Raw genomic sequence first — 23,409 nt, 5'->3', positions numbered from 1 at the left:
CGTGAAGCTGCTCCTCGTCGAAGACGACCCCACACTGCGCGCCCAGGTGCGCACCGGCCTGGAAGAGGCCGGCTACGTGGTCGACGAGGCGGGCGATGGGCGGCAGGCGCATTTCCTCGGTGACACCGGCAGCTACGACGCCGTCGTGCTCGACCTCGGCCTGCCGCTGCTCGACGGGCTGAGCGTGCTCAAGCGCTGGCGCGAAGCGGGGCGGGCCATGCCGGTGCTCATCCTCACCGCGCGCGACAACTGGAGCGAGAAGGTGGCCGGCATCGATGCCGGCGCCGACGACTACCTCACCAAGCCCTTCCACATGGAAGAGCTGCTCGCCCGCCTGCGCGGCCTGATCCGCCGTGCGGCGGGCCAGGCCTCGCCCGTCTTGCGCTGCGGCGAGCTCGCGCTCGACACCCGCAGCGGCAAGGTCACGCTCGCGGGCCAGGCCATCACGCTCACGAGCCACGAGTTCAAGCTGCTCGACTACCTCATGCATCGGCCCGGTGCGGTGGTGTCGCGCACCGAACTCACCGAACACATCTACGCCCAGGACTTCGACCGCGACTCCAACACCATCGAGGTTTTCGTCGGGCGGCTGCGCAAGAAGCTGCCGCCGGGGCTCATCGAGACCGTGCGCGGCCAGGGTTACCGCCTGGCGGAGTCGTGAGCGCGCGCGGCAGCTCGCTGCGCCTGCGGCTGCTGGGCGCCACGCTCGCCACGCTCGTGCTGGCGCTGGCCGGCGCGCACGGGTGGCTGGCGGGGCTCTTTCGCGAGCACGTGCGGCAGCAGTTCGACACCGCCTTGTCGCAGCAGCTCGACCAGCTCACCGCGCGCCTCGAGTTCGATGCCGAGGGCCGGCCCGTCATCGCCCTGCGGGGCATGAGCGACCCCCGTTTCGAGAAGCCGTATTCCGGCCTCTACTGGCAGGTGGAGCGCCTGCCGCCCGCCGCGGGCGAACGCCGTGCGGCCCTGCGCTCGCGCTCGCTGTGGGACGCCGAGCTGCAACTGCCCGACGATGCGCTCGCCGACGGTGCGATCCACCGGCACGAGCTGGCCGGCCCGCGCGCGGAGGCGCTGCGCGCAGCCGAGCGCTCGGTGCAGGCGCAGCAGCCGGCCGGGTCGCGATGGCGCTTGATCGTCGCCGGCGACCTGCAGGAGGCCTCGGCGGCGATCGACCGTTTCAGCGGCGTGCTGGCTGCCTCGCTCGTGGGGCTCGGGGTGCTGCTCGCACTCGCGGCGCTGGCGCAGGTGGCGGTGGGCCTGGCGCCGCTCAAGGCCATGCAGCGCGGCCTGCAGCGCGTGCGTGACGGCCGCGAGCAGCGGCTGGCAGGGCGCTTTCCCGCCGAGGTGCAGCCGCTCATCGACGAGTTCAACGGCGTGCTCGACCGCAATGCCGAGGTGGTGCAGCGCGCCCGTGCCCAGACGGGCAACCTCGCGCATGCCCTGAAGACGCCGCTGGCCGTGCTCGGGCAGGCGGCGCGCGAGGCGCCGCCGTCGGACTTCACGGCGCTCGTGGGCGAGCAGGTCGGGCTGGCCGAGCGCCAGCTGCAGTGGCACCTGGCCCGCGCCCGCGCGGCGGCCACGCAGCACGTGCCGGGCCAGCGCACCGTGCTCGGGCCGGTGCTCGCCGGCCTGCTGCGCGTGATGGACCGGCTGCACGCCGATCGCCACCTCGACCTCGGGGCCGAGGGCGTGCCGCCCGATCTCGCCTTCGCGGGCGAGGAGCAGGACCTGCAGGAGATGCTCGGCAACCTGCTCGACAACGCCTGCCGCAGCGCCCGCACCGCGGTGGCCGTGCGGGCGCTGCGCGAAGGGCCGTGGCTGCAGATCACCGTCGACGACGATGGCCCCGGCATCGTGCCCGAGCAGCGCGCGGCGGTGCTGCAACGCGGCGTGCGGCTCGACGAGCGCCTGCCCGGCAGCGGGCTGGGGCTGGCGATCGTGGTCGACCTGGCTCGCCTCTACGGCGGCGACCTCACGCTCGGCAGTGCACCTTCAGGGGGGCTGAGTGCGCGCCTCTCGCTGCCCGCGGCGGGGTGACTCAGAGACCCGGCGCGTGCGCCACGTCGCAGTCGAACGTCAACCACCGCGCCGCCAAGGTCTTCAGGCGCGAGGCATCGCCCGTGGTTTGCAGGTGCACTTGGCGAGGGCGGGACGAGGTCGGCTCGGGCTCATGCAGCAGACGAGCGGCTTGGCGTGCAACGGCTTCGGCGGTGTCGACGAGCGTGACGTTCTTGCCCAACGCGGCCTGGATCTGCGCATGCACGAACGGGTAGTGCGTGCAGCCGAGCACCACGGTGTCGACGTGCGCTTCCTTGAGTGGCGCGGTGAACTGTTCGATCAGCGCGAGCAGCGCCGGGTCGTCGTGAATGCCCTTTTCGATCTGGCCCGCGAGGCCCGGGCAGGGCTGCAGGTGCACCGCGATGCCCGCGCCGTGGGCGCTCAGCAGGTGCTTGAACTTCTCGCTGCGCAGCGTGGCCGGCGTGGCCATCACGCCGATGTGGCCGTTGTGGGTGAGCGCGACGGCTGGCTTCACGCCAGGCTCGACTGCGACGATGGGCACCTGCGGCCACCGCTCGCGCAGGCTCGCCGCGGCCACCGCGGTGGCGGTGTTGCAGGCGATGACGAGCAGGCTCGCGCCTTCGGCGAGCAAGTGGCTCGCGATGCGGTGGGTGCGCTGGCTGATGTAGTCGTCGCTGCGCTCGCCGTAGGGCGCATGGGCCGAGTCGGCGACATACAGAAGATCGTGCGAGGGCAGCTGGGCGTGTAGGGCCTTCAACACCGACAGGCCGCCTACCCCGGAATCGAACACGCCGACAAGTGGGGTCCGGGTGGGGTTCATGGGGCGCGCAGTCTAGCAGCGCGAGAGGAATGCACGTTTGCGGCAGCGCGAGATCGTGAGACAATCCAGAAAGCGAACGATCGTTCGTTTTTTCGCCGATTCAAAGAAGAGAGCGGCAAAAAAACGAAGCCCCCGTCTTCAATGTCTCTAGGAGATACGTGCGATGAAAGTGCTGGTAGCCGTCAAGCGAGTGGTGGACTACAACGTGAAGGTGCGTGTGAAGAGTGACGGCAGCGGTGTGGACATCGCCAACGTCAAGATGAGCATGAACCCCTTCGACGAGATTGCGGTGGAAGAAGCCGTGCGTCTGAAGGAAAAAGGCGTGGTCACCGAAGTGATCGCCGTGTCGGCCGGCCCGGCCCAGTGCCAGGAGACCCTGCGCACCGCGATGGCGATTGGTGCCGACCGCGGCATCCTGGTCGAGACCGATGCCGAGTTGCAGCCCTTGGCCGTCGCCAAGCTGCTCAAGGCCCTGGTCGACAAGGAACAGCCCGGCCTCGTGATCCTCGGCAAGCAAGCCATCGACGACGACTGCAACCAGACCGGCCAGATGCTGGCGGCCTTGGCCGACCTGCCGCAAGCCACCTTCGCCAGCAAGGTCGAGCTCGCCGCCGATTCGGCCACCGTGACCCGTGAAGTCGACGGCGGCCTCGAGACCCTGAAGCTCACGCTGCCCGCCGTCGTCACCACCGACCTGCGCCTGAACGAGCCGCGTTACGTGACGCTGCCCAACATCATGAAGGCCAAGAAGAAGCCGCTGGAGACCGTCAAGCCCGACGCCCTCGGTGTGGACGTCGCCCCGCGCATCAAGACCCTGAAGGTCGCCGAGCCCCCCAAGCGCAGCGCCGGCATCAAGGTGCCCGATGTCGCCACGCTGGTCGACAAGCTCAAGAACGTCTCCAAGGTCATCTAAGAACACGGGAAGGAACAGAACATGACCACCCTCGTCATCGCTGAACACGACAACAAGTCCGTCAAGGGCGCGACCCTGAACACCGTCACCGCCGCGGCGGCCATTGGTGGTGATGTGCACGTGCTCGTCGCCGGTGCCAACGCCGGTGAAGCCGCCAAGGCCGCTGCCGCCATCGCCGGCGTCGCCAAGGTGATCCACGCCGACGGCGCCCAGCTCGACCACGGCCTGGCCGAGAACGTCGCGGCCCAGGTGCTCGCGCTTGTTGGTAATGGGGCCGGCAACTACAGCCACATCCTCTTCCCCGCCACCGCCGGCGGCAAGAACGTCGCCCCGCGCGTGGCCGCCAAGCTCGACGTCGGCCAGATCAGCGACATCACCAAGGTCGTCAGCGCCGACACCTTCGAGCGCCCGATCTACGCCGGCAACGCCATTGCCACCGTGCAGAGTGCCGACAAGGTCAAGGTCATCACCGTCCGCACCACCGGCTTCGATGCCGCAGCGGCCACCGGTGGCAGCGCCGCCATCGAAACCGCCGCTGCTGCCGCCGACTCCGGCAAGAGCAGCTTCCAGGGCAGCGAGATCGCCAAGAACGACCGCCCGGAGCTGACCGCCGCCAAGATCATCGTCTCCGGTGGCCGGGCGCTGGGCTCCAGCGAGAAGTTCGTCGAGGTGATGACGCCTCTGGCTGACAAGCTCGGTGCCGCCATCGGGGCCAGCCGCGCCGCAGTGGATGCGGGCTACGCTCCCAACGACCTGCAGGTCGGCCAGACCGGCAAGATCGTGGCGCCGCAGCTGTACATCGCCGCCGGCATCTCGGGGGCCATCCAGCACCTGGCCGGCATGAAGGACAGCAAGGTGATCGTGGCCATCAACAAAGACCCCGAGGCGCCGATCTTCTCGGTCGCTGACTACAGTCTCGAGGCCGATCTCTTCACCGCCGTGCCCGAGCTGGTGAAGGCGCTCTGATCACAACACAACGACGACAGCAAGCCCGTTCGCCCGACCCAGGCCGACGGGCTTTTTCTTGCCCCATACCAATATCGAAGGAGATGCCATGAGCTACCTCGCCCCCGTGAAAGACATGCTGTTCTGCATGAAGGAGCTGGCCGGTCTGGAAGAAGTCGCCAAGCTGCCGGGCTTCGAAGAAGCCGGCCTGGAGACCGCACAAGCCGTGCTCGAAGAATCGGCCAAGTTCAACCAGGACGTGCTGGCGCCGCTCAACTTCGAAGGCGACAAGAACCCCTCGTACTGGAAAGACGGCAAGGTCTTCACCACGCCGGGTTTCAAGGATGCGTTCCGCCAATTGGGCGAAGGCGGCTGGCAAGGCCTGCAGCACCCCGCCGAGTTCGGCGGCCAGGGCTTGCCCAAGACCATCGGCGCGGCCTGCATCGAGATGCTCAACAGCGCCAACATGAGCTTCGCGCTGTGCCCGCTGCTCACCGATGGCGCGATCGAAGCGCTGCTCACCGCCGGCTCGCCCGAGCTGCAGTCGACCTACCTGCCCAACATGATCTCGGGCAAGTGGACCGGCACGATGAACCTCACCGAGCCGCAGGCCGGCTCCGACCTCGCGCTCGTGCGCACGCGCGCCGAGCCGCAGCCCGACGGCACCTACAAGATCTTCGGCACCAAGATCTTCATCACCTACGGTGAGCACGACATGGCCGAGAACATCGTCCACCTCGTGCTGGCCCGCGTGGCCGGTGCGCCGGAAGGCGTGAAGGGCATCAGCCTCTTCGTCGTGCCGAAGTTCATGGTCAACGCCGACGGCTCGCTCGGCGCGCGCAACGATGCGCATTGCGTGAGCATCGAGCACAAGATGGGCATCAAGGCGAGTCCGACCGCCGTGCTGCAGTTCGGCGACCACGGCGGCGCGATCGGCTACCTCGTCGGCCAGGAGAACCGTGGCCTCGAATACATGTTCATCATGATGAACGCCGCGCGTTATGCGGTGGGCATCCAGGGCATCGCGGTGGCCGAGCGGGCGTACCAGAAGGCGGTGGCTTATGCGAAAGACCGCATCCAGTCGCGCCCGGTCGATGGCTCCATCAACAAGAGCGCGCCCATCATTCACCACCCCGACGTGAAGCGCATGCTGATGACGATGCGCTCGCTGATCGAAGGCTGCCGGGCGATGGCCATCACCGCCGCTGCGGCCTACGACGCCGCGCATGCGCACCCCGACGCCGAGGTCCGCAAGCAGAACCAGGCCTTCTACGAATTCATGGTGCCGCTGGTGAAGGGCTACAGCACCGAGATGAGCCTGGAAGTCACGAGCCTGGGCGTGCAGGTGCACGGCGGCATGGGCTTCATCGAAGAGACCGGCGCGGCCCAGTACTACCGCGACGCGAAGATCCTCACCATCTACGAAGGCACGACCGCCATCCAGGCCAATGACCTCGTGGGCCGCAAGACCGCGCGTGACGGCGGTCAAACGGCCAAGGCCATCGCGCAGCAGATCGCCAAGACCGAAGCCGAACTCGGCAAGCGCGACAGCGTGGCCGCACGTGCGGTGCTGAAGCGCCTGAGTGCAGCCCGCGTGGCCTTCGAGCAGGTGGTCGACTTCGTGGCCGGTGGCACCAAGGGCAACCCGAACGCCGTGTTCGCGGGCTCGGTGCCGTACCTCATGCTCGCCGGCAACGTGATGGCCGGCTGGCAGCTCGGCCGTGCGCTGCTGGTGGCCGAGTCGCAGCTCAAGGCAGGCGAGGGCGATGCCGCCTTCCTGCAGGCCAAGGTGATCACGGCGCAGTTCTACGCCGAGCACATCCTGAGCCGCGTGCCGGGCCAGCGCGATGCGATCGTCGACGGTGCCGAGAGCGTGACGGCCCTGGCGCTCGAATCGTTCTGATCGCTCTGTCACGCGAGTGATTGCAATGGCCGAGGTGTGGGCTCCACACTCGGCCTTCACGACCACATCATCCGGAGACCCCCCGTGGCCCTGCCTCCCATCCTGCAGAACCTGCCCCTGCCGATCATCGGCTCGCCGCTGTTCATCATCAGCAACCCCAAGCTCGTGATCGAGCAGTGCAAGGCTGGCGTGGTGGGGTCGATGCCCGCACTCAATGCGCGCCCCGCAGAGCTGCTCGACGAATGGCTGGCCGAGATCACCGAGACGTTGGCGGCCTACAACAAGGCCAACCCGGACAAGCCCGCTGCGCCGTTCGCCATCAACCAGATCGTGCACAAGAGCAACGATCGGCTGGAGCACGACATGGCGCTGTGCGCCAAGTACAAGGTGCCCATCATCATCACCTCGCTCGGCGCGCGTGAAGACGTGAACCAGGCGGTGCATGGCTGGGGCGGCGTGGTGCTGCACGACATCATCAACAACAAGTTCGCCCACAAGGCGATCGAGAAGGGCGCCGATGGCCTGATCGCCGTGGCGGCCGGGGCCGGCGGCCATGCGGGGGTGAAGAGCCCGTTTGCGCTGATCCAGGAAATCCGCGAGTGGTTCGACGGCCCGCTGGCCCTGAGCGGCTCCATCGCCAACGGCGCCGCCGTGCTCGCGGCGCAAGCGATGGGCGCCGACTTCGCCTACATCGGCACCGCCTTCATCGCGACCGAAGAGGCTCGTGCGGACGAGCGCTACAAGCAGTCGATCGTCGATGGCACCTCCGACGACATCGTCTACAGCAACCTCTTCACCGGCGTGCACGGCAACTACCTCGCCCCGTCGATCCGCAATGCCGGCCTCGACCCCGACAACCTGCCCACCAGCGACGCCAGCGCCATGAGCTTCGGCAGCAACCGCGTGAAGCCCTGGAAGGACATCTGGGGTTCGGGCCAGGGGATCGGCGCCGTCAAGAAGGTGCTGCCGACGCGTGAACTCGTGGCGCGCCTGGCCAGCGAGTACACCGCCGCGCGGGAGCGCCTGGCGGCGATCGCCTGATCAGGCCGCTTTCTTCAAATAGTCTCGACTGACAGGCTGCAGTCGCAGCCTTTGCCCGCGGCGATCAGCCGCCGCGCGGCCCGGCCCAGCAACTGGGCCAGCCAACGTCCCTTGACGTAACGCTGCGGCTCGCTCACCACGCCGCAGCGGTACTGCCGCGCGCTGTCCACCCACACCAGCGCGTCGCAGGCACCACGGCGCCGGCGGCTCACCACCATGCCCACCGGGCATGGCACGGCCGTGCAACACACCCCGCAACCATTGCAGGCCTCGCCCAGCGCCGGTTTCACCGGCGCTTCAGGCTGGAGGTGGATGACGCGGTGCATGCGACTGTGAGATTTGTCCCTGTCGCCATCGTAAGTAGCGGCTGAGAGTCCAATGCTTCGAAGTGACAGCGATTCCAAGCCGGTGTTACAGTCGCGCCCAGACTTTTCAGGTCCTTCCCGTCCCCTTGATGCTTGTCAAGGCGGGTCGCAATCCGCCAGTCGGTTAAGCCGTGTCGCGGAAGGTTTATCAACCCACTACAGCCCCGGAAACCGGAGCGAAAGGTGAGCGAAATGATGCAGGAATACAGGTCGAACTCGTACCTGTTCGGAGGCAATGCGCCCTACGTCGAAGAGATGTACGAGGCCTACCTCGACAACCCGGGCTCCGTGCCCGACAACTGGCGTGCGTACTTCGACGCCCTCCAGAACGTCCCTGCGACCGATGGCACCGAGGCCCGCGACGTGGCCCACGCGCCGGTGGTCGAATCATTCGCTCAACGCGCCAAGGCCAACGCCTTCGCCGTCAAGACCAGCAGCACCGAGCTCGCCGTTGCGCGCAAGCAGGTCCACGTCCAGTCGCTGATCGCGGCCTACCGTTCGCTCGGCGCCCGCTGGGCCGACCTCGATCCGTTGAAGCGCCAGGAGCGCCCCAAGATCCCCGAGCTGGAGCCGGCGTTCTACGACCTGAGCGAGTCCGACATGGACATCACGTTCAGCGCCACGAACACCTACTTCACCACCGCCGAGCAGCAGACGCTGCGCGAGATCCTGCAGGCACTGCGTGAAACGTATTGCGGCTCCATCGGCGCCGAGTTCATGCACATCACCGAGCCGACCGAGAAGCGCTGGTGGCAGCAGAAGCTCGAGTCGATCCGTGCGAAGCCCAACTTCACGGCCGACGAGAAGAAGAACATCCTCGAGAAGCTCACGGCCGCCGAAGGCCTGGAGCGCTACCTCCACACCAAATATGTTGGCCAGAAGCGCTTCTCGCTCGAAGGCGGCGAAAGCTTCATCGCCTCGATGGATGAAGTGGTGCAGCGCTCGGGCGTGAAGGGCGTGCAGGAGATCGTGATCGGCATGGCCCACCGCGGCCGCCTCAACGTGCTGGTGAACACGCTGGGCAAGATGCCCAAGGACCTGTTTGCCGAGTTCGACCACACCGCCCCCGAGAACCTGCCGTCCGGTGACGTGAAGTACCACCAGGGTTTCTCGAGCGACGTGTCGACCGACGGTGGCCCGGTGCACCTGAGCCTGTCGTTCAACCCGTCGCACCTGGAGATCGTGAACCCGGTGGTGGAAGGTTCGGTGAAAGCCCGCCTCGACCGCCGCGGCGACAAGGAAGGCGACACCGTGCTGCCCGTGCTGGTGCACGGCGACGCGGCCTTCGCCGGCCAGGGCGTGGTGATGGAAACGTTGGCGCTGGCGCAGACCCGCGGCTACTACACCGGTGGCACGCTGCACCTGGTCATCAACAACCAGATCGGTTTCACCACCAGCGACCCGCGCGACACGCGCTCCACGCTGTATTGCACCGACGTCGTCAAGATGATCGAGGCCCCGGTGCTGCACGTGAACGGCGACGACCCCGAAGCCGTGGTGCTCTGTACCCAGCTCGCGCTCGACTACCGCCAGGAGTTCAACAAAGACGTCGTCGTCGACATCGTCTGCTTCCGCAAGCTGGGCCACAACGAGCAGGACACCCCGTCGCTCACCCAGCCGCTGATGTACAAGAAGATCGGCCAGCACCCCGGCACCCGCAAGCTCTACGGCGACAAGCTCGTGGCCCAGGGCGTGTTGCCGGCCGAGGGCCCGGACGACATGGTCAAGGCCTACCGCGCCGCGATGGACGCCGGCAAGCACACCGTCGACCCGGTGCTCACCAACTACAAGAGCAAGTACGCCGTCGACTGGTCGCCCTTCCTTAACAAGAAGTGGACCGACTCGGCCGACACCGCGTTGCCGCTCACCGAGATCAAGCGCTTGGCCGAGCGCATCACCTCCATCCCGGTCAATTTCAAGCCGCACCCGCTGGTGGAAAAGGTGCTCGCCGACCGCGCCGCGATGGGCCGTGGCGAGATCAACGTCGACTGGGGCATGGCCGAGCACTTCGCGTATGCCTCGCTCGTGGCCAGCGGCTACCCGGTGCGCCTGTCGGGCGAAGACTGCGGCCGTGGCACGTTCACGCACCGTCACGCCGTGCTGCACGACCAGAACCGTGAGAAGTGGGACGAAGGCACCTGGACGCCGCTGCAACACATTGCCGACAACCAGGCCCCGTTCGTCGTCATCGACTCGCTGCTGTCGGAAGAAGCGGTGCTCGGTTTCGAGTATGGCTACGCGTCGGCCGACCCCAACACGCTCGTGATCTGGGAAGCCCAGTTCGGCGACTTCGTGAACGGCGCGCAGGTCGTGATCGACCAGTTCCTCGCGTCCGGTGAGGTGAAGTGGGGCCGTGCCAATGGCCTCGTGCTGATGCTGCCGCACGGGTATGAAGGGCAGGGCCCGGAGCACTCGTCGGCGCGCCTCGAGCGCTTCATGCAGCTGGCCGCCGACAACAACATGCAGATCGTGCAGCCGACCACGGCCAGCCAGATCTTCCACCTGCTGCGCCGGCAGATGGTGCGCATGTTCCGCAAGCCCTTGGTCATCATGACGCCCAAGTCGCTGCTGCGCGCCAAGGATGCCTCCTCGCCGCTGGCCGAGTTCACCAAGGGCGAGTTCCGCACGGTCATCGGCCCGAGCAATCCCGAGATCGACCCGCAGAAGGTCAAGCGCATCATTGCCTGCTCGGGCAAGGTGGCTTATGACCTGATGAAGCGCCGCGACGAGAAGAAATCGTTCGACACCGTGATCCTGCGCGTTGAGCAGCTCTACCCGTTCCCGCACAAGGCGTTTGCTGCCGAACTGAAGAAGTTCCCGAACGCGACCGAAGTGGTGTGGTGCCAGGACGAGCCGCAGAACCAGGGTGCCTGGTTCTTCGTGCAGCACTACATCCACGAGAACATGACCGAAGGCCAGAAGCTTGGCTACGCCGGCCGTCCGGCCTCGGCCTCGCCGGCCGTGGGTTACTCGCACCTGCACCAGGAGCAGCAGAAGGCGCTGCTGGATCAGGCGTTCGGCAAGCTCAAAGGTTTTGTCCTGACCAAGTGATGTTCACGAGAGCGACGGCGGCCGCCCTGCGCCGCCGTCGTTTCGTGCGCTCGGCCGCACCAAGACGGCCACTCGCGCGGGGTGATGAACGACAGAAAGAATTGAAATGGCAATCGTAGAAGTCAAGGTTCCGCAGCTCTCCGAATCCGTCGCCGAGGCGACGCTGCTGCAGTGGAAGAAGAAGCCCGGCGAAGCCGTGGCGATCGATGAAATCCTCATCGAGATCGAGACCGACAAGGTCGTGCTGGAAGTGCCTGCGCCCTCGGCCGGCGTGATGGGTGAGATCGTCAAGGGTGATGGTTCGAGCGTCGTGAGCGACGAAGTCATCGCCAAGATCGACACCGATGGCAAGGCCAGCGCGGCAGCACCCGCGGCGGCTCCTGCTGCAGCTGCGCCCGCTCCGGCACCCGCCGCTGCGGCTTCAGCCGCCGGAGGCAGCAAGGGCGATGTGGCCATGCCGGCCGCGGCCAAGCTGCTGGCCGACAACAACCTCACCGCGAGCGCCGTCGCGGGCACCGGCAAGGACGGCCGCGTGACCAAGGGCGACGTGCTGGGCGCCATCGCCGGTGGCGCGAAGCCTGCTGCCGTGTCTGCGCCCGTGAGCGCGCCCGTCAACGCCGCCGTCGCCAAGCCGCTGCCGGCCGTGGCGGCCCCGGTGGCGATGAACCTCGGCGACCGCCCCGAGCAGCGCGTGCCGATGAGCCGCCTGCGCGCTCGCGTCGCCGAGCGCCTGGTGCAGTCGCAATCGACCAACGCCATCCTGACCACGTTCAACGAAGTGAACATGGCCCCGGTGATGGAGATGCGCAAGAAGTTCCAGGAGAAGTTCGAGAAGGAGCACGGCGTGAAGCTCGGCTTCATGAGCTTCTTCGTGAAGGCCGCCGTGGCGGCGCTCAAGCGCTACCCGGTCGTCAACGCCTCGGTCGACGGCAACGACATCGTCTACCACGGCTACTTCGACATCGGCATCGCGGTGGGCTCGCCGCGGGGTCTGGTGGTGCCCATCCTGCGCAACGCCGACCAGATGACCTTTGCCGAGATCGAGAAGAAGATCGCCGAGTTCGGCAACAAGGCCAAGGAAGGCAAGCTCTCGCTCGACGACCTGACGGGCGGCACCTTCTCCATCTCGAACGGCGGCACCTTCGGCTCCATGCTGTCCACGCCCATCATCAACCCGCCGCAGTCGGCCATCCTCGGCGTGCACGCCACCAAGGACCGCGCTGTGGTGGAGAACGGCCAGATCGTCATCCGCCCGATGAACTACCTGGCGATGAGCTACGACCACCGCATCATCGACGGCCGCGAAGCCGTGCTGTCGCTCGTGGCGATGAAGGAAGCGCTGGAAGACCCGGCTCGCCTCCTCTTTGACATCTGAGGACGCGACCATGAGCAAATCTTTTGACGTGGTCGTCATCGGTGGCGGCCCTGGCGGCTACATCGCCGCCATCCGCGCCGCGCAGCTGGGTTTCAACGTCGCCTGCATCGACGAATGGAAGAACGGCAAGGGCGGCCCCGCCCCCGGTGGCACCTGCACAAACGTGGGCTGCATTCCCTCGAAGGCGCTGCTGCAGTCGAGCGAGCATTTCGAGCACGCCGGCAAGCACTTTGCCGATCACGGCATCGGCCTGAAGGACCTGAGCATCGACGTCGCCAAGATGCTCGCCCGGAAAGACACCGTCGTGAAGCAGAACAACGACGGCATCCTGTACCTCTTCAAGAAGAACAAGGTGTCCTTCTTCCATGGGCGCGGCTCGTTCGTGAAGGCGGCCGAGGGTGGCTACGAGATCAAGGTGGCAGGTGCGACGGAAGAGTCGCTCACGGCCAAGCACGTGATCGTCGCCACGGGTTCCAACCCGCGTGCGCTGCCCGGCGCGGCTTTCGACGAAGAGAACATCCTCTCCAACGACGGCGCACTGCGCATCCCCTCGGTGCCGAAGAAGCTGGGCCTGATCGGCGCCGGCGTCATCGGCCTGGAGATGGGCTCGGTGTGGCGCCGCCTGGGGGCCGAAGTGGTGGTGCTGGAAGCGCTGCCCACCTTCCTGGGTGCAGTGGATGAGCAGATCGCCAAGGAAGCCGCCAAGGCGTTCAACAAGCAGGGCCTGAAGATCGAACTCGGCGTGAAGATCGGCGAAGTGAAGTCGGGCAAGAAGGGCGTGACGGTGTCGTATGCCAACGCCAAGGGCGAAGCGCAGACGCTGGAAGTCGACAAGCTCATCGTCTCGATCGGCCGCGTGCCCAACACCATCGGCCTGAACGGCGAAGCGGTGGGCCTGAAGCTCGACGAGCGCGGCGCCATCGTGGTCGACGACGACTGCAAGACCAACCTGCCCAACGTCTGGGCCATCGGTGACGTGGTGCGTGGCCCGATGCTCGCGCACAAGGCTGAGGAAGAAGGCGTGGCCGTGGCCGAGCGCATCGCCGGCCAGCACGGGCATGTCAACTTCAACACCATCCCGTGGGTGATCTACACCTCGCCCGAGATCGCTTGGGTGGGCCAGACCGAGCAGCAGCTCAAGGCCGTGGGCCGTGCCTACAAGGCCGGCACTTTCCCGTTCACCGCCAACGGGCGTGCGCGCGCGCTGGGCGACACGACGGGCATGGTGAAGTTCCTGGCCGATGCCAAGACCGACGAGATCTTGGGCGTGCACATCGTGGGCCCGATGGCCTCGGAGCTGATCTCGGAAGCCGTGGTGGCGATGGAGTTCAAGGCCTCGGCCGAAGACATTGCGCGCATCTGCCACGCTCACCCGAGCCTGAGCGAAGCGACCAAGGAGGCCGCGCTCGCGGTCGACAAGCGCACGCTGAACTTCTGACGGCGTGACCTTGGGAGTTCGAGCGCTCTACGAGCAGACGCTGGCCGAGCGGGGGTACCAGCCCGATCCGGCCCAGCTTCGCGCGATCGATGCGCTCGAACGCTGCGAGCGGGAGTGGGCCGACTACAAGGCTCGCCGCAGCAACGCGATCACCAAGCTGGTGGTGAAGCCGCCCATCCCGCGCGGCGTCTACATGTATGGCGGTGTGGGGCGCGGCAAGAGCTTCCTGATGGATTGCTTTTTCAACGCCGTGCCGCTCACACGCAAGACGCGCCTGCACTTCCACGAGTTCATGCGCGAGGTGCACCGCGAGTTGGCCGAGCTGAAAGGCACCGTCAACCCGCTGCACGAGCTGGGCAAGCGCATTGCGCGGCGTTATCGGCTCATCTGCTTTGACGAGTTTCACGTCGCCGACGTGACCGACGCGATGATCCTGCACCGCTTGCTCGAATCGCTGTTCGAGCACCGGGTGAGCATCGTCACCACGTCCAACTTCGAGCCCGACGGGCTGTACCCGAACGGCCTGCACCGCGACCGCATTCTTCCGGCCATCGAGCTGCTGAAGGAGAAGATGGAGGTGCTGAGTGTCGACAACGGCACCGACTACCGCCGTCGCACGCTGGAGCAGGTGAAGCTCTATCACACGCCGCTCGGGGCCGAGGCGGACGCAGAGATGACCGACGCCTTCAACCGACTGGCCGAAGCCAAGGACGAGGCACCGGTGCTGCACATCGAGCACCGTGAGCTGCATGCGCGCCGCAAGGCCGGGGGTGCCGTGTGGTTCGACTTCAAGCAGCTTTGCGGTGGCCCGCGCTCGCAGAACGACTACCTGGAACTCGCGACGCAGTTCCACACGGTGCTGTTGTCGGACGTGCCGCAGATGTCACCGCGGCTCGCGTCGGAGGCACGCCGTTTCACCTGGCTGGTGGACGTGCTCTATGACCGGCGTGTAAAGCTCATCATGTCGGCCGCCGTGCCGCCGGAGCAGCTCTACACCGAAGGGCCGCTGGCACACGAGTTCCCGCGCACCGTGTCGAGGCTGAACGAGATGCAGTCGACCGAGTTCCTGTCGCTCGCGAAGCGTGACGTGGACACCTCGCTCACATGAAGGCGGTGTCGATTTTTCTCGTTGGCGTGATGGGCGCGGCCGCCTTCTCCGCACACGCTGCCACCCGCGAAGAACTCAAGCGCGAACGCGCCGCCATCGAGGCGGAGCACGCTCGTCGTGCCGAAGCCTGCAAGTCGCAGTTCGTCGTCACCCCTTGTCTTGACTCTGTGCGCATCGACAAGCAAAAAGCCCTGAGCCATGTGACGGCGCAGGAGAACGCGCTCGATGCCGCCGAGCGTCAGGCGCGTGCCGATGCGCGCAAGAAGCGCCTGGCCGACAAGGCAGGCGCGTCGGACGCTGCGGCCTCGGCGGTGGCTCCGGCGCCGTCGGCATCCAGTGCGGCGCCGGCACCGCGCAAGGCACCCAAGCCGCGCCAGAAGAAGGCGGAAGTGCCCGACCGCAGCGCCCAGGAAGACGCCAAGCGCGCCGACTTTGAGGCTCGCCAGCGCGAGATCGAGGCGCACCGGAAGAAGGTCGAGGAGCGCAACGCCGAACGTGCCCGCAACAAGCCGGCACCCCGGCCCTTGCCACCACCGGCCAGCGCCGGCAGCCGCTGAGGCGTCAGCTCAGGGGGTCGAGGCGCACCAGCGCCAGCGACAGGTTGTCGCCCGACCCACGTGCCCGTTGCCGGGCCTTGCTCACCAGCATCTCGCTCGCTTCGCGCGGCGGCAGGGTGTGCACGATCGCGCCCAGTTCCTTCGGGGTGAAGTAGTGCCACAGGCCATCGCTGCAGGCGAGCATCGTGTCGCCGATCTCCAGGCGGTCGATGTGGTGAAGGGTGAGCGGAGGGTCCTGGAAGGTGCCCAGGCAGCCCGTCAGCAGGTTGGACTGCGGATGGGTGTTGGCCTCGTCTTCGGTGATCTGGCCTTCGTCGACGAGCCTCTGCACGAACGAATGGTCGATGGTGCGGCGGACCATGTCGGGCCCACGGAAGTGGTACACGCGGGAGTCGCCCGCGTGGATCATGTCGCATTCGCGAGACGGGCTGATCAGGAAGGCGGTGACCGTGCTGTGCGGCTCTTCCTCGGCCGTGATCGCGGTCAGCTTGATCATCAAGTGCGCCTCCAGCACCAGCTGCTTGAGCAGCTCGGAGGGGTCGTCCTGGTTGGGGCTGTAGCGATCGAAGAGTTGCTTGGCGGTGAGGATCACCTGGTCGGCGGCCTTGCGACCACCGCTCTTGCCGCCCATGCCGTCGGCCAGCACGGCGAGCGCGCAGCCGGGCACACGGTGGTGAGGCAGGATCTCGACCTGGTCTTGCTGGTAGGCGCGGTCTCCGCGGTGAATGCCGGTGGCCGCAGACAGGCGATAGCCAGGAGGTGTGCTCATGGGCGAAAACTATAATCGGTTCCGCCTCGCTGCCCTCATCGCGCTTTCATGGATGACAACCTGCATTCGCCACAGCGCCGATTGATCGAGCTGCGCATGGAACACGCCGACCTCGATTCGCTCATCGACGAGGTGGGTGCGGGTCGGCCCGACGAGCTCGCCTTGCGCCGGCTGAAGAAGCGGCGCCTCATCCTTCGCGATCAGATCTCCCGACTCGAAGCCGAGTTGGAGCCCCCCGAGCCTGCATGAGCATCCTTCGCGAGCATGTGGCGCAGGCGTTTGCGTCGGGCGGGCCCTTGGCCGAGGCGGACGCACGCTATGTGGAGCGCGAGGTCCAGCAGCGCATGGCGTTTGCGGTGGCCGACGCCATCGATGAGCGGACGGCGCTCGTGGCCGAGGCCGGCACGGGCGTGGGCAAGACCTTCGCCTACCTCATCCCCACGCTGCTCTCCGGCAAGCGCGCGCTCGTCAGCACTGCGACGAAGAGCCTGCAGGACCAGCTCTTCCTGCGCGATCTGCCGAGGCTGCGCGACGCCCTCCAACTGCCCGTCTCGCTCGCATTGCTGAAGGGCCGTGCCAGCTACCTCTGCCTGCATCGCATGAAGCAGGCGCACCAGTCGGCCCAGTTGCCCGACCGCTGGGCCGTGCGCACCCTGGCCAAGATCGAAGCCTGGGCACAGGGCACGCAGAGTGGCGACCTGGCCGAGCTCGAGGGGCTGGACGAACGCTCCAGCGTGATCCCGCTCGTCACCTCGTCGCGCGAGAACTGCCTCGGCAGCGAGTGCGCCGACTACCGGCAGTGCCATGTGATGAAAGCCCGGCGCGAGGCGATGGCGGCCGACCTGGTGGTCGTCAACCACCACCTCTTCTTTGCCGACATGGCGTTGCGCGACAGTGGGGTGGCCGAGCTGCTGCCGAGCGTGGAAGTGGCGGTGTTCGACGAGGCGCACCAGCTGGCCGAAGCCGGTGTACAGTTCCTTGGCGTGACGCTGGGCAGTGCGCAGGTGATCGACTTCGCCCGCGACATGCTCGCCGTGGGCCTGCAGCTGGCGCGTGGCCTGATGCCTTGGCAAGACCTGTCGGGCGCCTGCGACCGGGCGGCCCGCGAGCTGCGGCTTGCCGCGGTGGGGCCGCTGCGCGAGGTGCGCGGCAGTTTCAAGCTGCGCTGGGACGAGCGGTCTACACGCGAGGAGTTTCTGTCGTGTATCGGCGCGGTAGCGCAAACCTGCCTCGCCGCCGCTGAAGCCCTGGACACCGTCGACGAACTCGCCCCGGACTTCACGAAGCTCGCCGAACGTGCCCGCGCGCTCGCGACCAATGCCGAGCGCTTCCGCCACGACGCGGTGCCGGGGCATGTGCGCTGGATCGACCTGTCGCCGCATCAGGCGCGGCTGGTCGAGTCGCCGCTCGACATCCGCGAAGCGCTGCGCGAGCAGATGGATGCGGCGCCCAAGGCCTGGATCTTCACCTCCGCAACGCTGGGTGACGACGAGCGCCTGAGCTGGTTCACCGAGTCGGCGGGGCTCGACGATGCCACGGTGCTGCGCGTCGGCAGCCCGTTCGACTATGCCGCCCACGCGCGGCTCTACGTGCCGACGCGGTTTCCCAAGCCCAACGAGCCGGCGCACCCGGCCGAGGTCGCCGCATTGGCGGCGCGTTTCGCCCGGGCGCTGGGTGGGCGGACCTTCGTGCTCACGACCACGTTGCGGGCGCTGCAGGCCATCGGCGATCGCCTGCGCGCCTTGTTCGAAGCGGAAGGGGATTCGATCCAGGTGCTGCAACAGGGCGACGCGCCAAAGCGCCAGCTCCTCCAACAGTTCCTCAACCAGCCGCGCTCGGTGCTGGTCGGATCGCAAAGCTTCTGGGAAGGCATCGACGTGCCGGGCGAAGCCTTGCAGTGCGTGCTGATCGACAAGCTGCCCTTCCCGCCACCCAACGACCCGCTGGTGGAAGCCCGCGTGAAGCGGCTCGAGAGCGAGGGCCGCAACCCCTTCGCCGACTACTTCATCGCCGAGGCTGCGGTCTCGTTGAAGCAGGGGGCAGGGCGGCTCATCCGCAGCGAGACCGACCGCGGTTTGCTGGTCGTCTGCGACCCCCGCATGGCCGGCATGAACTACGGCAAGCGTCTGCGCGAGGCCTTGCCGCCGATGACGCGCGTGATGAGCGAGGCCGAAGCGCTCGCGTGGTTGAACGACCTGTCGGCAGCGGCGCTGCCGTTCTGAGCCTTACTTCGCGGCCGGCGCCGGCAGCGTCGCGATGAAGCCGCTGGTCGGGAAGTTCTTGCGCAGGATGCGGTTGGCGTCGTCGCGCAGCTGGGTCATGCCGAGCTTGTCGTAGCTCTGCACCATGAGGGCGAGCGCCTCTTCGGCGGCAGGGGCCTGCTGGAATTCCTGCAGCGTCTGCTGCGCCCGGTTGACCGCGGCCAGGTAGGCACCGCGGCGGTAGTAGTAGCGCGCCACGTGCACTTCGTAGGCGGCGAGCGAGTTCACGATGTAGCGCATGCGCACCTGCGCATCGGGCGTGTACTTCGAGCGCGGGAACTGCTCGGTGAGCTGCTTGAACGACTGGTACGAGTCGCGCGAGGCCTGCTGGTCACGCTCGGACAAGTCCTGGTTGGCCAGGCTGCCGAAGATGCCGAGGTTGTCGTTGAAGTTGATCACGCCCTGCAGGTAGAGCGCGTAGTCGAAGGCAGGGCTCGTCGGGTGCAGCTTGATGAAACGCTCGACGATGGCCAGCGCCTGGGCCTTCTCGCCGGTGCGGAAGCTCATGTAAGCACGCTCCAGCTGTGCCTGCTGCGACAGCAGCGTGCCGGCTGCGCGGCCCTCCAGGCGCTCGTAGAGCTTGAGCGCACGCTCGTAGTTGCCGGCGGAGGCTTCTTCGCGCGCCTCTGAATACAATTTCTCCACGCTCATGCCGGCGGTTTCGTCCTTCGGGATCGAGTCGCAGGCCGACAGCAGCAGCGACACCACGGCCAGCGACAAGGCTTTCGACGCGCGGCGAGTCCAGCGGATCCGATTCATCAACGACATGGCGCCGCCGCGGCAGCGCTTCGAGTGGAAAGCGCAGAGTATATGGTTCGCCCCCCGCTGCCGGACGTGGTGCCCCTGCCGGCAGAACAGCAGGAGGAAGACGACACACCGGAGCGTCGCACGAGCACCGTGCCTGCCGATCTGCACGGCACGCGTCTCGACAAGATGCTGGTCACGATGGCCGAGGAGTTCTCGCGCAACCATCTTCAGCATCTCATCGATGACGGCCATGTGTGGGTCGACGGCGTGGCCGCGAAGAGCGCGTCGCGCAAGGTGCTGGCGGGGCAGCGTGTCGAGGTCGAGCTGGTGCCCACCGCCGAGAGCCGAGCTTTCAAGGCGGAGCCGATTGCCCTGCCCATCGTGTTCGAAGACGATCAGCTCATCGTGGTCGACAAGCCCTCGGGCCTGGTGGTGCACCCCGCGGCGGGCAACTGGTCGGGCACCTTGCTCAACGGCTTGCTGGCCCATCACCCCGGCGCGGCGGCGCTGCCTCGGGCGGGCATCGTGCACAGGCTCGACAAGGACACCTCCGGCCTGATGGTGGTCGGCAAAACCTTGCCGGCGGTCACGGCGCTGGTGCGGGCCATCGCCGCACGAGAGGTTCAGCGTGAATACCTGGCGCTGATCCACGGCCGCCTGGCCGAGGAGTTCCTGCACATCGACCGGCGCCTCGCACGCGACCCGCAATCGCGAGTGCGCATGGCCATCGTGCCCGGGGGCAAACCGGCGCAGACCGATGTCACACGGCTTGCGGTCGAAGAGACGCCCGACGGGCCGGTGACCGCCGTGCGATGCAAGCTGCACACCGGCCGAACCCACCAGATCCGTGTCCACCTCGCGTCGCGCGGCCACCCGCTGCTGGCCGACACGATGTACGGCGGCCGCCCCGCGCTCGGCTTGCAGCGGCAGGCCCTGCATGCGCAGCGGCTGGCATTCGAGCACCCCGGCACCGGCAAAACGGTGGCCTTCGAGGCCGGTTTGCCAGCCGACTTGGCGCTCGCCTGGCAACAGGTCGTGGCGGTCCGTGGCGGCCTCTGACGAGCTTCTATACAATGCGGGCACTTTCCCCAGGGTAACGAGCGTTCGACGCGCCGCGCACAGCGCCCACCTGCGGAAATGATCGCGCCGGAAGGGGCGCGACCCCTGGTTCACCGCGATGAGCGGTGTGAACTTCAAGGCCAAACACTCAGCAGCCATCGACGTGGGCCCGCCGCTTTGCCGGCAGCCTTGGGCGGGAAGCCGCTGTGAGAGAGTCCGGTGCCGGAGACGAGTCCGGCGATCCCCGACTGAGGATGTAGACGACATCTATGAACACACAGGATGCGAAGCGCGTCCTCGAAACCGCGCTCATCTGTGCGCAGCAGCCCTTGCCCCTGAAGGACATGCGCACCCTGTTCGCCGAGGAGCTGGGCCCCGACAGCCTGCGGGCCTTGCTCGACGAGCTGACGCGCGATTGGGAGGGGCGTGGCGTGGAGCTCGTGGCGCTGTCCACCGGGTGGCGCTTTCAAAGCCGTCCCGAGATGCGCGACTACCTCGATCGCCTGAACCCCGAGAAGCCGCCGAAATACTCTCGTGCAGTGATGGAGACCTTGGCCATCATTGCCTACCGCCAGCCGGTGACGCGTGGCGACATCGAAGACATTCGCGGCGTGACTGTCAGCAGCCAGATCGTCAAGCAGCTCGAAGACCGAGGCTGGATCGACGCCATCGGCTACCGCGAGGCACCCGGTCGCCCCGCGCTTTACGCCACCACCAAACAGTTTCTCGACGATCTCGGCCTCGCCAGCCTGGAGCAGCTGCCGATGCTGGAAGGCGGTGCCACCGCCTCGGCGGTGGCGCTGGCCGAGGCGCTGCCCGACCAGGGCTCGCTTCTGGAGGAAGACTCCGCCCAGGCCGTGTTGAGTCTGGACGATGGGGCCGCAGCAGCCGCGATCGAACCCACTGGCGATGAGGTTCTGCTTGCCGAGGCCGAAGTGGCCACCGATGAGGCGCCGATCGCTCACGAGCTGGCCGAGCAACTTCCTCCCGATCACGTTGAGACCGAGACGGCAGCACCGTCCGATGATCCCGAATTCCCTTCCGAACCCGCGGCAAAGACCGTCCCGATGGACCCCCAAGCATGAATCAGCCCGACGACGACACCCCGGTTGACGTGAGCCCTGCATCGAACGATGCGGCGCCTGCCGAGGCCAAGCCTGTGCGGCGTCGCCGCACGGTCAAGGCCGAAGCGGCGCCCCCCGCCGACGAAGCCGCGGCCGAGGGGCAGGGTGCGGTGGTTGAAGCCGCACCCAAGCCCGCGCGCAAGCGTCGCACCGCCGCAAAGCCCGAAGCTGCCGACGCGGCTGCGCCTGCGGCGGCGGCAGAGGTCGCTCCCCAAGAGCTCGCAGCTCGCGAGCCGGGTGAAGCGCCTGCGCCCGCTCGATCCGAACCCAGCGAAGCGATCTCGGCGCCCGAGGGTTCGGAGCCGGCCGAGGGCGGCGACCCCGCCAACGCAGCCGATGCCGCAGAAGGCGACGACCGGCCGCGTTCTTCGCGCAACCGTCGCCGCAACCGCAAGGATCGCCAGCGCGAGCGGGAGGCCGCACCCGACCCGGCCGTGGCGGCCCAGACGGTGGCCAGCCAGGCCGGCGAGGTTTTTGCGCAGGTGCTCTCCGGTGATTTCGACGTCGAAACGCCGGTCGCTGAAGAAGCTGCGGAGTCGGCCGAGGGGAGCGACGAGGCCGCGGCCGAACACAAGCGCGTGCTGGCCGCCGAGCCCGACGCGCCCAAGCTGCACAAGGTGCTCGCGCAGTCGGGCATCGGCTCGCGCCGCGACATGGAGCAGCTGATCGAAGACGGCCACGTGACCGTCAACGACCAGCCGGCGCACGTGGGCCAGCGGGTGTCGTTCGGCGACCAGGTGAAGATCAAGGGCAAGCCGGTGCGCATCCGCATCGTGCCGCCGCCGGCGCGCATCATCGCGTACCACAAGCCTGTCGGTGAGGTCGTCACCCACGACGACCCGGAAGGCCGGCCGACGGTCTTCCGCCGTCTGCCGCGCCTGCAGCAGGGCAAGTGGCAGTCGGTGGGGCGTCTCGACCTCAACACCGAAGGGCTGCTGCTCTTCACCACCTCGGGCGAGCTGGCCAACCAGCTGATGCATCCGCGCTTCGGCGTCGAGCGTGAATACGCCGTGCGCGTGCTGGGCACCTTGACCGAGGACGACAAGGAAGAGTTGCTCAACGGCGTGAACATCGAAGGCCAGATGGCCAGCTTCAAGTCCATCCAGGACGGGGGCGGCGAAGGCGCCAACCATTGGTATCGCGTCGTCATCACCGAAGGCCGCAACCGTGAAGTGCGCAAGCTCTTCGACGAAGTGGGCCTGACCGTCAGCCGCCTCATCCGCATCCGCTATGGCACCGTCGTGCTGCCGCGCGGCCTGAAGCGCGGCGTGTGGGTCGACCTCGATGAGAACGACGTCCGGGCGATCCGGCGCCTGGCCAGTGGCAACAACCCCGGCCAGCAGCAGGGCGACCGCGGCGGCCACGGCCAGCAGCAGAACAACCAGAAGCGCGGCAACCGCAACGATCGCAACGACCGGGGCAACCGGCAGGACCGCGGCCCGCGTGGTGGCCAACAGCAGCCCGTGCCGGCGCAGGCCCGTGAGAGCAACTACGACGACCAGGATCGCGATGACGATCTTGACTTCGACCCCAGCAAGATCCCCAACCCGCTGGAGCAGACCTTCGACAAGCGCTTCGTGCAGAAGCCGCGCGGCCCGGTGGGCGGCGGCGGCTTCGGCCGTGGCGGCGGTGGTTTCGGTGCGGGGGGCAGCGGGCCTCAGCGCCCGCAGGGCGGGGGCAACAAGAAGGGCGGGCCGCGTGAGCCCGATCCGCTGCAAACCTCCGTCGGCTACATCGGCGCCGATGCCTTCCACCGCAAGAATCGCGGCGGCCGCGGCAAGGGCGGCGGGGGCGGTGGTGGCTTCGGTGGGGGTGGCGGCGGTGGCTTCGGCGGCAACCGCCGTGGCGGGCGCTGAGCCCCTGCTGGTATTCACGAAGGAACCCACCTTCAAGCGTTAGAATCCAAAACTTTGCCAA

The 23,409-nt window shown here is 67.4% G+C and carries 20 protein-coding genes; 16 read left to right on the top strand and 4 right to left on the bottom strand.

Translation table 11 applies throughout. From position 1 onward, the window contains the following. Position 1 precedes the first annotated feature (1 nt). Together KF892_04880 and KF892_04875 are read left to right on the top strand one after the other, a co-directional pair. Positions 2 to 661, top strand: coding sequence for a response regulator transcription factor (locus KF892_04880; GenBank protein ID MBX3624327.1), 660 nt, complete (start codon positions 2 to 4; stop codon positions 659 to 661). Next, positions 658 to 2,034 (top strand): sensor histidine kinase, encoded by a 1,377-nt coding sequence (locus KF892_04875; protein ID MBX3624326.1) that lies wholly within the window; start codon positions 658 to 660, stop codon positions 2,032 to 2,034. The genes KF892_04880 and KF892_04875 overlap by 4 nt, the downstream gene beginning before the upstream one ends. 1 nt (position 2,035) lies before the next feature. On the opposite strand, the gene murI is transcribed toward KF892_04875, so the two are convergent. After that, a complete protein-coding gene (murI, locus tag KF892_04870; GenBank protein MBX3624325.1) occupies positions 2,036 to 2,836 on the bottom strand; it encodes a glutamate racemase in 801 nt (266 codons plus the stop codon). Positions 2,837 to 2,999: 163 nt separating this feature from the next. Between murI and KF892_04865 the strand changes: the two genes are divergently transcribed. From KF892_04865 to KF892_04850, 4 genes are all read left to right on the top strand, one after another. Next, a complete protein-coding gene (locus KF892_04865; GenBank protein MBX3624324.1) occupies positions 3,000 to 3,749 on the top strand; it encodes an electron transfer flavoprotein subunit beta/FixA family protein in 750 nt (249 codons plus the stop codon). A gap of 21 nt (positions 3,750 to 3,770) precedes the next feature. Further along, complete coding sequence (locus tag KF892_04860) at positions 3,771 to 4,715, top strand: FAD-binding protein (GenBank protein MBX3624323.1); 945 nt, start codon at positions 3,771 to 3,773, stop codon at positions 4,713 to 4,715. An 88-nt stretch (positions 4,716 to 4,803) separates the two neighbouring features. Then, positions 4,804 to 6,597 (top strand): acyl-CoA dehydrogenase, encoded by a 1,794-nt coding sequence (locus KF892_04855; GenBank protein MBX3624322.1) that lies wholly within the window; start codon positions 4,804 to 4,806, stop codon positions 6,595 to 6,597. Between the two features lie 84 nt (positions 6,598 to 6,681). Beyond that, complete coding sequence (locus KF892_04850; GenBank protein MBX3624321.1) at positions 6,682 to 7,638, top strand: nitronate monooxygenase; 957 nt, start codon at positions 6,682 to 6,684, stop codon at positions 7,636 to 7,638. A gap of 14 nt (positions 7,639 to 7,652) precedes the next feature. Here KF892_04850 and KF892_04845 read toward each other — a convergent pair whose 3' ends face one another. Next, positions 7,653 to 7,964, bottom strand: coding sequence for a hypothetical protein (locus KF892_04845; GenBank protein ID MBX3624320.1), 312 nt, complete (start codon positions 7,962 to 7,964; stop codon positions 7,653 to 7,655). A gap of 231 nt (positions 7,965 to 8,195) precedes the next feature. Here KF892_04845 and KF892_04840 point away from each other — a divergent pair, with 231 nt between their 5' ends. The 5 genes from KF892_04840 (at position 8,196) to KF892_04820 (ending at position 15,532) form a co-directional block, all read left to right on the top strand. Continuing rightward, positions 8,196 to 11,054 (top strand): 2-oxoglutarate dehydrogenase E1 component, encoded by a 2,859-nt coding sequence (locus KF892_04840; GenBank protein ID MBX3624319.1) that lies wholly within the window; start codon positions 8,196 to 8,198, stop codon positions 11,052 to 11,054. Between the two features lie 106 nt (positions 11,055 to 11,160). Further along, the gene (gene odhB / locus KF892_04835) at positions 11,161 to 12,429 is read left to right on the top strand and encodes a 2-oxoglutarate dehydrogenase complex dihydrolipoyllysine-residue succinyltransferase (protein ID MBX3624318.1); all 1,269 of its coding nucleotides are present in this window, start codon (positions 11,161 to 11,163) and stop codon (positions 12,427 to 12,429) included. A gap of 10 nt (positions 12,430 to 12,439) precedes the next feature. Further along, positions 12,440 to 13,867 (top strand): dihydrolipoyl dehydrogenase, encoded by a 1,428-nt coding sequence (lpdA, locus tag KF892_04830; protein MBX3624317.1) that lies wholly within the window; start codon positions 12,440 to 12,442, stop codon positions 13,865 to 13,867. Between the two features lie 10 nt (positions 13,868 to 13,877). Then, positions 13,878 to 14,975, top strand: coding sequence for an AFG1 family ATPase (locus tag KF892_04825; protein ID MBX3624316.1), 1,098 nt, complete (start codon positions 13,878 to 13,880; stop codon positions 14,973 to 14,975). After that, positions 14,972 to 15,532, top strand: coding sequence for a hypothetical protein (locus tag KF892_04820; protein MBX3624315.1), 561 nt, complete (start codon positions 14,972 to 14,974; stop codon positions 15,530 to 15,532). Before KF892_04825 ends, KF892_04820 begins: the two co-directional genes overlap by 4 nt. Before the next feature lie 4 nt (positions 15,533 to 15,536). On the opposite strand, the gene KF892_04815 is transcribed toward KF892_04820, so the two are convergent. Further along, on the bottom strand, positions 15,537 to 16,301 hold the full coding sequence (locus KF892_04815) for a serine/threonine-protein phosphatase (GenBank protein ID MBX3624314.1): 765 nt from the start codon (positions 16,299 to 16,301) through the stop codon (positions 15,537 to 15,539). Positions 16,302 to 16,349: 48 nt separating this feature from the next. On the opposite strand from KF892_04815, the gene KF892_04810 reads away from it, so the two are divergent. Further along, the gene (locus tag KF892_04810) at positions 16,350 to 16,550 is read left to right on the top strand and encodes a YdcH family protein (protein ID MBX3624313.1); all 201 of its coding nucleotides are present in this window, start codon (positions 16,350 to 16,352) and stop codon (positions 16,548 to 16,550) included. After that, on the top strand, positions 16,547 to 18,523 hold the full coding sequence (locus KF892_04805; protein ID MBX3624312.1) for an ATP-dependent DNA helicase: 1,977 nt from the start codon (positions 16,547 to 16,549) through the stop codon (positions 18,521 to 18,523). Before KF892_04810 ends, KF892_04805 begins: the two co-directional genes overlap by 4 nt. Positions 18,524 to 18,526: 3 nt before the next feature. Here the strand turns inward: KF892_04805 and KF892_04800 are convergent, their stop codons facing one another. Further along, entirely contained in the window at positions 18,527 to 19,321 is a 795-nt protein-coding gene (locus KF892_04800) for an outer membrane protein assembly factor BamD (GenBank protein MBX3624311.1), read from the bottom strand. A gap of 51 nt (positions 19,322 to 19,372) precedes the next feature. Between KF892_04800 and KF892_04795 the strand changes: the two genes are divergently transcribed. From KF892_04795 to KF892_04785, 3 genes are all read left to right on the top strand, one after another. Next, complete coding sequence (locus KF892_04795) at positions 19,373 to 20,368, top strand: RluA family pseudouridine synthase (GenBank protein ID MBX3624310.1); 996 nt, start codon at positions 19,373 to 19,375, stop codon at positions 20,366 to 20,368. Between the two features lie 269 nt (positions 20,369 to 20,637). Beyond that, positions 20,638 to 21,453 (top strand): SMC-Scp complex subunit ScpB, encoded by an 816-nt coding sequence (gene scpB / locus KF892_04790; GenBank protein ID MBX3624309.1) that lies wholly within the window; start codon positions 20,638 to 20,640, stop codon positions 21,451 to 21,453. After that, entirely contained in the window at positions 21,450 to 23,348 is a 1,899-nt protein-coding gene (locus KF892_04785) for a pseudouridine synthase (protein ID MBX3624308.1), read from the top strand. The genes scpB and KF892_04785 overlap by 4 nt, the downstream gene beginning before the upstream one ends. The last annotated feature ends 61 nt before the right edge of the window (positions 23,349 to 23,409 follow it).

It is taken from the genome of Rhizobacter sp., from assembly GCA_019635355.1.
Taxonomy (GTDB): Bacteria; Pseudomonadota; Gammaproteobacteria; order Burkholderiales; family Burkholderiaceae_C; genus Rhizobacter.
This window is presented reverse-complemented; position numbering and strand designations above follow the sequence as displayed.